This window comes from Microcystis sp. LE19-84.1B, from assembly GCF_027531875.1.
Classification (GTDB): domain Bacteria; phylum Cyanobacteriota; class Cyanobacteriia; order Cyanobacteriales; family Microcystaceae; genus Microcystis; species Microcystis panniformis.
On sequence record NZ_JAPZSR010000169.1, the window covers coordinates 1 to 10614 of the forward strand.

The 10614-nt window shown below is 42.0% G+C and carries 12 protein-coding genes; 8 read left to right on the top strand and 4 right to left on the bottom strand.

Annotated elements, in window-relative coordinates:
* Window positions 1–172 precede the first annotated feature (172 nt).
* From O9324_RS10180 to ccmS, 4 genes are all read left to right on the top strand, one after another.
* Window positions 173–733, top strand: a complete 561-nt coding sequence (locus tag O9324_RS10180; protein ID WP_002786160.1) for a 5-formyltetrahydrofolate cyclo-ligase — start codon at window positions 173–175, stop codon at window positions 731–733.
* A gap of 244 nt (window positions 734–977) precedes the next feature.
* The gene (locus O9324_RS10185; RefSeq protein ID WP_185240341.1) at window positions 978–1295 is read left to right on the top strand and encodes a slr1957 family protein; all 318 of its coding nucleotides are present in this window, start codon (window positions 978–980) and stop codon (window positions 1293–1295) included.
* A 251-nt stretch (window positions 1296–1546) separates the two neighbouring features.
* Window positions 1547–2560: an aldo/keto reductase gene (locus O9324_RS10190; protein ID WP_288140124.1), complete on the top strand. Its 1014-nt coding sequence runs from the start codon at window positions 1547–1549 to the stop codon at window positions 2558–2560.
* Window positions 2561–2854: 294 nt separating this feature from the next.
* Complete coding sequence (gene ccmS / locus O9324_RS10195) at window positions 2855–3295, top strand: beta-carboxysome assembly chaperone CcmS (RefSeq protein ID WP_110579171.1); 441 nt, start codon at window positions 2855–2857, stop codon at window positions 3293–3295.
* On the opposite strand, the gene nagA is transcribed toward ccmS, so the two are convergent.
* Window positions 3251–4402, bottom strand: coding sequence for an N-acetylglucosamine-6-phosphate deacetylase (gene nagA / locus O9324_RS10200; RefSeq protein ID WP_002786155.1), 1152 nt, complete (start codon window positions 4400–4402; stop codon window positions 3251–3253). The two genes, ccmS and nagA, sit on opposite strands and share 45 nt — an antisense overlap.
* Before the next feature lie 746 nt (window positions 4403–5148).
* Here nagA and O9324_RS10205 point away from each other — a divergent pair.
* From O9324_RS10205 to O9324_RS10215, 3 genes are all read left to right on the top strand, one after another.
* Window positions 5149–5943 carry a metallophosphoesterase family protein gene (locus tag O9324_RS10205; protein ID WP_002786154.1) on the top strand — a complete coding sequence of 265 codons (795 nt, stop codon included), beginning with the start codon at window positions 5149–5151 and terminating at the stop codon, window positions 5941–5943.
* Window positions 5944–6022: 79 nt separating this feature from the next.
* Window positions 6023–6841: a SirB1 family protein gene (locus O9324_RS10210; RefSeq protein WP_002765776.1), complete on the top strand. Its 819-nt coding sequence runs from the start codon at window positions 6023–6025 to the stop codon at window positions 6839–6841.
* 161 nt (window positions 6842–7002) lie between these two features.
* On the top strand, window positions 7003–7467 hold the full coding sequence (locus tag O9324_RS10215; protein ID WP_002765775.1) for a VOC family protein: 465 nt from the start codon (window positions 7003–7005) through the stop codon (window positions 7465–7467).
* Here O9324_RS10215 and O9324_RS10220 read toward each other — a convergent pair.
* The 3 genes from O9324_RS10220 to O9324_RS10230 form a co-directional block, all read right to left on the bottom strand.
* Complete coding sequence (locus tag O9324_RS10220) at window positions 7464–8231, bottom strand: TspO-related membrane protein (protein WP_002765773.1); 768 nt, start codon at window positions 8229–8231, stop codon at window positions 7464–7466. The two genes, O9324_RS10215 and O9324_RS10220, sit on opposite strands and share 4 nt — an antisense overlap.
* A gap of 3 nt (window positions 8232–8234) precedes the next feature.
* On the bottom strand, window positions 8235–8714 hold the full coding sequence (fabZ, locus tag O9324_RS10225; protein ID WP_002734156.1) for a 3-hydroxyacyl-ACP dehydratase FabZ: 480 nt from the start codon (window positions 8712–8714) through the stop codon (window positions 8235–8237).
* 276 nt (window positions 8715–8990) lie between these two features.
* On the bottom strand, window positions 8991–10130 hold the full coding sequence (locus O9324_RS10230) for a SpoIID/LytB domain-containing protein (RefSeq protein WP_287628471.1): 1140 nt from the start codon (window positions 10128–10130) through the stop codon (window positions 8991–8993).
* Here O9324_RS10230 and O9324_RS10235 point away from each other — a divergent pair.
* Complete coding sequence (locus tag O9324_RS10235) at window positions 10129–10317, top strand: hypothetical protein (RefSeq protein WP_043996412.1); 189 nt, start codon at window positions 10129–10131, stop codon at window positions 10315–10317. The two genes, O9324_RS10230 and O9324_RS10235, sit on opposite strands and share 2 nt — an antisense overlap.
* Window positions 10318–10614 lie beyond the last annotated feature (297 nt).

Genomic DNA, 10614 nt, shown 5'->3' on the forward strand with positions numbered 1-10614 from the left:
GGGGGGATTAAGGGGGGATTAAGGGGGGATTAAGGGGGGATTAAGGGGGGATTAAGGGGGGATTAAGGGGGGATTAAGGGGGGATTAAGGGGGGATTAAGGGGGGATTAAGGGGGGATCCATCTTCAATTTAATTATAACCAGCTACTTACTCTCCTATTTATCTTTATTTTATGGATTCTGCTACCAAAAAAGCCCAATTACGCAAACAACTAATTGCTCAAAGACGATCGCTTCCTAAGCATATTTGGCAAGAAAATAGTCAGCAACTTTGCAAAAATTTACAATCTTTACCCCTCTTTCAGCACGCTAAAACCATTCTCGCTTACTTCAGTTATCGTCAAGAGCCGGATTTAAGTTCCTTATTTTGTCAACACCATCGCTGGGGTTTTCCCCGTTGTGACGGAGATAGCCTGACTTGGCACTGTTGGACTGCCGACGATCCCCTAGAATTAAATCGTTATGGCATCTATGAACCAACAGCGATCGCCCCTCTCATTTTACCTGCCGAAGTGGACTTACTGTTAATTCCCGCCGTCGCTTGCGATCGCCAAGGCTATCGCTTAGGTTACGGGGGAGGTTATTTTGATCGTCTCCTACATTCCCCCGAATGGCAAGCTATCCCCTCGATCGGGATTGTCTTTGACTTTGCCTATCTTGATACCCTTCCCCTCGATACTTGGGACCAAAAATTACAGGCAATCTGTACCGAATCGAGAACCGAAATTTTTTAACAATTATTTCCTTTTGTGCGATCGGTTTAACTTATATAGGAGCGATCGATCTTTGTGTCCTTTGTGTCTTTGTGGTTCGTTTTGGTCGTTCGCTGGCACTGTATCTTAGAATACATTTTACCCACCGACTACTCATATATTAAGTTTTATTGAATCCGATCAACCCTTAAGATAGCTTTGCTAGGATGAAGTTCGCATCAAGAGATGTTTATAGTAATCACCAGAAAAAGTCAACAGGGAAGCAATGAAACACTTTCACGAACAATGGATTCAAGAATGGTGTCAAGAAAACGGCTGGACAGAGCTATTTCTCGAACGCTACAGTAATTATTGGGCATTCCCTCCCAATGCCGTGATGCCAGAACCAATTCCCACCAAAGTGTTACAAAAAATTAAGCGCCAAAAAGGTCTATCCCCTGCCGAAAAACTTTGGTTAGGAATGGCGATCGGATTGACTGTAACAGCTTTAATTATCGCTGTCATCCTCGCTTGTCCTATGCCTATAGTTCTCGCTTTCGCTTTTGATGCTGTCACCGCAGCGCGATTAGAAGTGGAATATTAACCCAGCAAAAATTGAGCAGCAAAAACCTAAAAAGGGGGAGATTTTTCCGAAAGTCTTCCCCTTTACCGCTTTTTTCCAGACAGGGACGATCGATCTGTCTTGAATCAGTAATCGGTGATTAGTGGTCAGTAGGAGAATAGAATATTAAGTGAGCAGTATTCAATGGCAGTTTTCTGCTGTCTTTTCACTGATTACTGTTTACTGTTTACTGGACGGCTACGCCGTGCCTTTGGCAACACTGAAAAGCTCCCATGTCCGAATCTCGTCGCTTACAGTTTACCCCCGATCTGGAAATTTGCCGTATTTTGAACGGAATGTGGCAGGTTTCAGGCGCCCATGGTTCGATCGCACCCCAAAAAGCGATCCCTAGTATGTTCTCCTATCTAGATGCCGGTTTCACCACTTGGGATCTAGCCGATCATTACGGTCCAGCCGAAGATTTTATCGGTGAATTTCGTCGTCAATTAGTCGCCCAAAGGGGCATTGATGCTTTAAATAATCTGCAAGCTTTCACTAAATGGGTTCCCCGTCCGGGTAAAATGACTAAGGAAATAGTCGCAAAAAATATCGCTATTTCCCTACGTCGCCTGGATGTGGATAGTCTCGATTTATTGCAGTTTCACTGGTGGGATTATCGCAATAACAATTATCTAGATGCCTTATATTTTTTAGGAGAATTACAACAGGAAGGCAAAATTAAACACCTAGCCTTGACTAATTTCGACACGGAACATTTAAAAATTATTCTCAGCGCCGGGATTAAAATAGTCTCCAATCAAGTCCAGTTTTCCTTAATTGATCGCCGTCCCCTCGTCAAAATGGCGCAATTTTGCCAAGAACATAACATCTATCTCCTAGCCTATGGTACTCTAGCAGGAGGCTTATTAGGAGCTAAATATCTCGGTCATCCTGAACCCAATCCCATGAGTCTCAATACCGCTAGTTTACGGAAATATAAAAACATGATCGATGCTTGGGGAAACTGGCAATTATTCCAAGAATTATTAACTGTTCTTAAAGCGATCGCTGATTCCTATCACGTCACCATTCCTAATGTGGCAGTGCGTTACGTTCTCGAACAAAAAGCCGTAGCTGGAGCAATTATCGGGGTGCGTTTGGGTGTTGCTGAACATATCCAAGAAAATGCCCGTATTTTCGATTTTCAATTATCTTCCCAAGACTATCAAAAAATTGATCATGTCTTGCAAAAATCCCGGGATTTATTGCAGTTAATTGGTGATTGCGGTGATGAGTACCGTCGTTAACTGAAAAGGTGAATAGTTCTATCCCTATTCAATCCCTATGTCGAGGAAAAGTTGTATATAAGTAGGTAGGTGTTAAAAATTCTCAGCTTTCCCCCCTTATCAAGGGGGGCAGGGGGGATCGGCACCCCCCTTATCAAGGGGGGCAGGGGGGATCGGCACCCCCCTTATCAAGGGGGGCAGGGGGGATCGGCACCCCCCTTATCAAGGGGGGCAGGGGGGATCGGCACACCCCTTATTAAGGACTGACAACTGATAACTGATAACTGATAACTGATAACTGAAAAGAGGCTAATGATGAGATTTGAACAACCAATCCCCGATGATCCCGCTAATCAATGGCGCTATCAATTAGATCAATTCGTGCAAGAAAATCAACAGGAATTAGCCGGTTTAATGTGGGGTTTACTCTCGGAATGGGGAGAAGATGCTCAAGAAACCCTGGGCATTGATCTTAAACCTCAGCCTCATTTTGTCTGTTGTTCTAGGGAGTCCCTAGAGAAATTAAATCGCAAGGTTAATTGTAAAATTCAAGAGATGCTTGGGATTATTTATCGCTATAATCCCAGGGAAGAAGTGGCTATAGTCGCTATCGGTGATGGTCAGGTAAAATTGATTTATTTTCAACCCGATCTTTCCCCTCCTGAATGTTTTGATCGCCTCGAAGTGGATCTTGATACCCTCATTCAACAGTTAGAGTCCAAAATGCTGACGGAAATCCAATCTTTCCCAATTTGATGCCGATTGCCAGCGCAAAAAGTTGGCAGGTTGTCCCACTGATAAACCCGCTAATCCGATCGCTTTTCTGGGGGATTCTGTGCCTAGAATAATCGCCGTTTCTAAATCACATATTCCCCAGTTAACTAAATTGGCTACTCCTTGTAATAAGGGTAAGGTTGTTCCCGCTAAAGTACCGTCAAAAAGTCTTGCTGTTCCCTGTTTAACTTCAATTTCTCTCTCGTCCCAAGGATAGACACCATCCCCCAAACCAATCGGCGCTAAAGCATCACTAACTAAGAAAATTCCTCGATGATAATTACTGGCTTTTAGTAATAATTCTATCATGGTTGGATGGATGTGTTGACCATCGGCAATTAACCCACAATAGACATCGCAATTGATAATTGCTTCCCCTAATAACCCCGGTTGACGATGGTGTAAAGGAGGCATGGCATTGAAGGCATGAGTAACCATTTTTGCCCCCTGTAAAAAGGCTTTTTTGGCTATTTCTTGACTCGCTTGCGAATGTCCTAAACTGACGGTAATCCCTCGATCGCTTAGGTATTTAATCACCGTACCGCTACTATCTAATTCGGGGGCTAAGGTGATAATTTTTACAATCGATAAGTAGTCCCCAAAGATTTTATCTACTGTTTCTATACTTGGGTTTAAAAGATATTGTCCCGGATGCGCCCCCCTTTTTTCATAGTTTAAAAATGGTCCCTCTAAATGTACTCCTAAAACCTGCGCGCTCGCTCGATTTTCCTGTTTCTGTTTCTCGATATATTTGGCAATTACTGAGAGGGATTTTTGAAATTTCTCCACGGACGTGGTGACTAGGGTGGGAAGATAACCATCAATTCCTTGATTCCCCAGATAATCGCTAATCTTATCTAATTTTTCTAGATCTGTTATTTCTAAGTCGGGAAATGCTAATCCTAATCCTCCGTTGATCTGTAAATCTACTCCTCCTAACGATAGCCAATCCCCTTCCATATCGATAATCTTTTCCCCTTTTTTCCTTCCCCCCATCTCCGTGATTCTCTCGATCTTTCCCGCAGCATTTATCTCTATTTGTTGTCGATCCTGATAGGCGGGAATTCTAGCGTTAATTAGGGTTATCATAGCAGCAGAAAACTAATTTTTTTTTTATTATAATCTCAAAAAAAAACTTTTTTTTTGATCATGCTTGACAAGGGAGCATTTTTGTGAGATACTTTTTTATACAATGGGAATCTGTGCGTTAGTTGATAGTTGCTGACATCCAATTATATAAAAACTGATCATAAAAAAATAATACCATAACCTGACCGCTTCCTGCCCAGAGATTGCAAAAATACTTGACAAAATAATTACAGCCTTTCTCTGGCGGTTCTTAGGAGGGAGTGACTGTCAATAGAAGCAGAAAACTAATTTTTTTTTATTATAATCTCAAAAAAAAACTTTTTTTTTGATCATGCTTGACAAGGGAGCATTTTTGTGAGATACTTTTTTATATAATGGGAATCTGTGCGTTAGTTTATAGTTGCTGACATCCAATTATATAAAAACTGATCATAAAAAAATAATACCATAACCTGACCGCTCTCTGTCCAGAGATTGCAAAAATACTTGACAAAATAATTACAGCCTTTCTCTGGCGGTTCTTATACTAAATCCAGTTATTAAAAACTGATTATCTATTCCCCCTTTTGCCTCTTGCCTCTTGCATGAGTGCCTATCCTGATATGTTACCTATACTTAACGGATTTAGTATTAGGAGGGAGTAACTGTCAGAAGGAAAGGCTTGTCCTATAATAAAATTAAGACCTTATAAAAACTAATTTTTTAGCAATAAAAGAGTAGCAATCTCAGTGATTAGGGAGGGGTGTGTGTTTTTTAGAAACATAGGGAAACAGACTCAAGAACCGCGTCGTATTATTATCGGAGATGTGCATGGCAGTTTTCAGACACTTTTGCGACTATTAAACCGAGTTGCTCCCGATAGTGAGGATGAGGTTTATTTTCTGGGAGATTTAATCGATCGAGGACAGCAGAGCTTGGAAGTGGTGGATTTTGTCATCAAAAATAACTACCAATGTCTCCTAGGAAATCATGAATATATGCTCTTAAAAGCTCTGACGGGAAAAGAAGTTTCTGAAAAATGGTTCAACGGCTGGATTGAGAGTGGCGGGGCGGCGACACTACTAAGTTATAATAACAATATACCCGCCGAACATATCAATTGGTTCCAATCCCTACCCGCTTATTTAGACCTAGGAGATATTTGGTTAGTTCACGCAGGAGTACACCCAGAATATCCCCTTGAACAGCAAACAAACGAGCAGTTTTGTTGGATTAGAAATGAATTTCATACCATGACCCAACCCTATTTCAAGGATAAACTAATTATCACAGGTCATACTTTAACCTTTACCTTTCCCGATGTCAAACCGGGGCAACTAGCTTGCGGCAGCGGTTGGCTAGACATTGAAACTGGGGTTTATCATCCTCAAAGTGGTTGGTTAACTGCTTTAGATTGGACAAATCAATTAGTTTATCAAGTGCAGAATCAAAATAAAAATTGTCGCACGATACCTTTAGAAAAAGCGGTGGTTAATCTAGACCTTGACAAGATTTCTCGTTACTCCTCCAGGGAAAGCTCATCTAAATCACTGAATCTTTAATGGTGATTCAGAAAAGAGAGGCCATAAAACCAGAAGGATCGGTTAAAATAGTTGATAATCTGATTAATACCCTTTTCTAATGACCCTTGAACTCTTATACCAAGCTTTCATCGAAACAATTCAACATCCTGACCCTGAGATAAATCTAGCTCGGGCGGCCCTACAAATAGCCAATTTTGAATATCCCCGTCTCAAGATTGATCACTATTTAAATAGAATAAATTTAATGGCTGACGAGGTAAAAAAACGTTTACCAGATAGATTATATCCCTTAAAAATAGTCAAGGTTATCAATCAATATTTGTTTGAAGATTTACAATTTACTGGTAATAACCAAGAATACTATGACCCCCGCAATAGCTACTTAAATGACGTAATCGATCGCCGCACAGGTATTCCGCTCACTCTCTCGATCATCTATTTAGAGATTGCCAAACAGATCGATTTTCCCATGGTAGGAATTGGTATGCCTGGGCATTTTATTATCCGTCCCGATTTCGAGGAAGTGGAAATTTTTGTCGATCCCTTTCACGGTGGTGAAATCCTATTTAAACAGGACTGTCAAGAAAGATTAAGTCAAGTTTATCAACAGCCAGTTAAATTAGAAGAACATTTTCTCAATATTGCTACCAATCAGCAAATTTTATTACGTTTGTTGACTAATTTAAAATATATTTACCTGAATCGTCAACAATGGTCTCAGACAATTCGGACAATAGATCTACTACTTTTGCTCATTCCTAATCATCCCCTAGAGCTGCGCGATCGAGGTTTAGTTTACTATCAAATTGGACAACTCAGCCAAGCGCAACAGGATTTAGGCTTCTATCTCGCTCTCCTACCCAACGCTCAAGATGCAGAATCCATTCGACAATTATTGCAAAAAATTAACTCTTAAGTCGCCAGCCTGATCAGTTATCAGTTATCAGTTATCAGTTATCAGTTAGCGGTATTAAATGAGGAGTATTAAATGACATTAATAGTGCTGTCTTTTCACTGATTACTGATTACTGTTCACTGAAAAATCCCCCAATCCTTTACTGATAAATGATAACTAAAATGACTATTAGCCCTTCCGTAACCACGAAAAAACTCAAAATCGGTCAACTGCGAAAAGTCCATCATATCGCTTTCAACGTCAAAGATATGGAGGCTTCTCGTCATTTTTATGGGGAAATATTAGGATTAGAGGAATTAGTGGGCGAAAAAATTCCCAGTACCTTAAAAGAATTAGTTGCCCAAGGAAAAGTGGCCAATTTTATCACCCCCGATGGTACAGTAATTGACCTATTTTGGGAACCAGATTTAAACCCTCCCGACGACAATCCCGAAATCGCTTTTACCCGTGCCAATCATTTAGCCTTCGATATTGCCCCGGAATGCTTCGATTTTGCCCTAGAAGTGCTACAAAGTCAGGGAATTACTATTGCTAGTGGACCCGTGACCCGGCCGACTGGGAGAGGGGTTTACTTCTACGATCCCGATGGCTTTATCGTCGAAATTCGCTGTGATCCCGCATCTTAACGACTCAGAGGACGAAAATTGCCACGAAAAACCAGAAAAGTTAGGGTAATCGCTAATATAATCGCTGTTATCGCAATTAGAGGCAGAGAAATCTGTTTAACAGCGATCGCCAAAAAAGCCCAGATAAACACCCCGATAAAAGCCCGATCTTTTCTTTTTAAACCGACTAAAATCGCGATTATCGCCCCGATAACTAGGATTATTACCGTCCAGATTTGGTCAGTTAGACCCCATCGCTGCCAGTCGATCCAATCTAGCACCGAAGCGACGTTGACAATCGTGGCTACGCTAATCCAAGCGAAATAAATACTAATAGGAGCATTAACTAATAAACCCTGTTTACGATTGACAATCAAGCGATTAATTTCTAAGCGAAGATAAAGCCGGATGAGAGAAAATAAAATGCCTAGCATTGCCAGTAAAGACAGGGTAAAAAAACGCAATTGAAAGAAAATTACCCAGAGAATCTGACAAGCACTAGCGATGGCTAATTCGTAGCCTAACCGACGCAAACGCGGTTCAGTTTTATTAAAAGCCAAAGCTTGGTAAATTCCCAGACTAATTAAACCCAGATAAATTAATCCCCAGATCGCAAAAGCATAATTAGCGGGAATAATTAAGACATCTTGAAAAACTGTATTCGAGATAGCCCCGATATTTTCGCCCTTAAGAGGGAAAATATTAGCGAAAATATTGGTGATAAAAGCCCCTAGAATAGCAAATAAATTTAGTTCTTGTCGGAGACGATCTCGATCAAAATTCATAGGTCAATCAAAGACGGAAAACATCATTTCGCCCTGGGCGGCCAATTGCCCATCGACTCTTGCTTCCCCTTGCATTTTAGCAATTTTATTCATCTTGAAGGATAATAATTCCACCGTCATGATTAATTGATCCCCCGGCACCACAGGACGACGAAAACGGGTTTTATCAATGCCAGCGAAGGCAAAAAATTTCCCTTTCATCCCGGGTAATTGGGTCAAAATCACCCCCCCCACTTGGGCCATTGATTCAACAATTAACACCCCCGGCATCAAGGGACGACTGGGAATATGACCGGGAAAAAAAGGCTCGTTGATCGTGACATTTTTTAGGCCAACGGCTTTTTTACCGGGTACATAGTCAATAATCCGATCAACTAGGGCAAAGGGATAACGATGGGGCAGTAGTTGGCGAATTTCCTCGACGGTAAAGGTAGTTTTTATGACTGGTTCCAACTCGGTTAAGGCTTCGGTAACGATGGTCATGCAAGTCAAAAATTACAAGTGAGATCAGACATTATCTCATAATCAGTTATCAGTGATCAGTGATCAGTTATCAGTGATCAGTTATCACTGATCAGATGAACGTAGGTTGGGTTGAAGCATGAAACCCAACGCCCGCTCATGTTAGGCTACCGCTAACCCATCCCACAAATAATTGTGCCTCCCTACTTAGCTTAACCAATTAGGTTTTAGATTCAATCCTTGTTATCAGTTCACTCTTTACTGTTCACTGTTCACTGGAAATGGCTGACAGCCTTTTTAATTGGGCATTTCAGTTAAACGAGCATTTTGATAATAATGGCTGAGAATGCGATCATAAGTCACCCCTTGGTCGGCGAGGGAAAAAGCACCCCATTGACTTAAACCGATCCCATGACCGAAACCGCGACCATTGATGGCAAAAGTACCGTTATTAGCTGAAATCGTGAATAGGGTACTACGCAGCTCCAGTATTCGCCGTAATTGGGTATCAGAGATTAATTTAGAGCCTTGATCGCCCACTATACGCATTCTAATCACTCGTCCGTGGGGAGTGATCCTTTCGGGAGATAGCGATCGCACGCGACCAACACCACCAATTAAACGGCCTAATTCCCTGGCACTAAAGTTTTTTGACCATTGAAATACTGGTGCGACTTGATCGTAATCGACGACACCGCGCAGGTAGGGTAAGGGGGAATTCCAAACATCTTCGACATTTTCCGTATGACCCCCAGAGGAGGAGTGAAACACCGCTAGAATCGGTTTGCCGTTGAAGCTCATAATTTGTCCGGCGGTGGCATTAACTGCCTCTTGGGTGCTAGTAAACTCGCTTTCTAGACCCTTATAAACTTGGGTGCGGGTGGTAGTATCGAGATCGTAGATGCGATTGCCGGAAGTATTCATTTGGTAGAGAGCATAGGTGCGCGCCGCCACAGATTGGGCTTTTAAGGCTTCTTGCGGCCAGGAGGGAATCGCCTCCGCACCGACGACACTATAGAGATATTCCTCTAAATCGACTATATTTAGGGCTGTCACCCCAGAACCTTGCCGAATGATCCTTGTTCGTCCTCGATACCAGCGATCATTAATCCAGACGTAACCATCATTCTCCGGTTCGATGATCAATTGACTGGCCTGCCAATCGGCCAAACCCACCGCTTTTCCTCTGGGATTAGCATTGAGGGCATTCATGGCGGTCAATTCTCCTAGGACTCTGCCAGCCCCATCTTTCACCACAGCATCGGTGGAACTGCCCACGGAGACGGCGCTAACACCTTTACTGATAGCAATGCGTAACTCGACAGCAGCTTGGACTGGAGCGATAATCAAAGCCCAAAAAACTAGGACGAGCCAACTATGGGCAGGCAGGCGCTGCAGGTAACTGCCCAGCAGCCTTGCTGTGTGTTTATTGGTCATGGGGATCGGACTCCTCACACAATCGATCGATAATCAATTTTACCCAGACTGGGATTTTTTGGCTACTCCTGTTCGGAAAAATTTTTCCCCTGTCACTTTTTCCCGATTGTCTGACAATTTTTCTCTCCTCTGGCCCCTGAATCGGCAAATTGCCTTATTTTATCCGATTAATCGGGATTTATTCTAGTTAGTCGATTATTCTAAGTAGGTAGGTGTTAAAAATTATCAGATTTCCCCCCTTAATCGTAGGGTTGATTCATGAATCAACCCTACTATGAATCAACCCTAGTATTAAGGGGATTAAGGGGGGATCCCCCCGCCTATCGGCACCCCCCTTATTAAGCTATCCATTAGTCAGATCTTTCTTAACAAAAAGAGAAGAAACTTAAAAAAAGGGGAAACGATTGATAGGTATAGTTTTGAAAGAAGGAATCAAGGTGGAGGTAAGCAAAAAAATGGAGAAATGGGCAGCCCAAGAATTACA

What these genes read in the sequence shown, in the direction of transcription:
- O9324_RS10180 (WP_002786160.1), top strand. Translation starts at nt 173, where the DNA reads ATGGATTCTGCTACCAAAAAAGCCCAATTACGCAAACAACTAATTGCT.
- O9324_RS10185 (WP_185240341.1), top strand. Translation starts at nt 978, where the DNA reads ATGAAACACTTTCACGAACAATGGATTCAAGAATGGTGTCAAGAAAAC.
- O9324_RS10190 (WP_288140124.1), top strand. Translation starts at nt 1,547, where the DNA reads ATGTCCGAATCTCGTCGCTTACAGTTTACCCCCGATCTGGAAATTTGC.
- ccmS (WP_110579171.1), top strand. Translation starts at nt 2,855, where the DNA reads ATGAGATTTGAACAACCAATCCCCGATGATCCCGCTAATCAATGGCGC.
- nagA (WP_002786155.1), bottom strand. Translation starts at nt 4,402, where the DNA reads ATGATAACCCTAATTAACGCTAGAATTCCCGCCTATCAGGATCGACAA.
- O9324_RS10210 (WP_002765776.1), top strand. Translation starts at nt 6,023, where the DNA reads ATGACCCTTGAACTCTTATACCAAGCTTTCATCGAAACAATTCAACAT.
- O9324_RS10215 (WP_002765775.1), top strand. Translation starts at nt 7,003, where the DNA reads ATGACTATTAGCCCTTCCGTAACCACGAAAAAACTCAAAATCGGTCAA.
- O9324_RS10220 (WP_002765773.1), bottom strand. Translation starts at nt 8,231, where the DNA reads ATGAATTTTGATCGAGATCGTCTCCGACAAGAACTAAATTTATTTGCT.
- fabZ (WP_002734156.1), bottom strand. Translation starts at nt 8,714, where the DNA reads ATGACCATCGTTACCGAAGCCTTAACCGAGTTGGAACCAGTCATAAAA.
- O9324_RS10235 (WP_043996412.1), top strand. Translation starts at nt 10,129, where the DNA reads ATGGGGATCGGACTCCTCACACAATCGATCGATAATCAATTTTACCCA.
- O9324_RS10230 (WP_287628471.1), bottom strand. Translation starts at nt 10,130, where the DNA reads ATGACCAATAAACACACAGCAAGGCTGCTGGGCAGTTACCTGCAGCGC.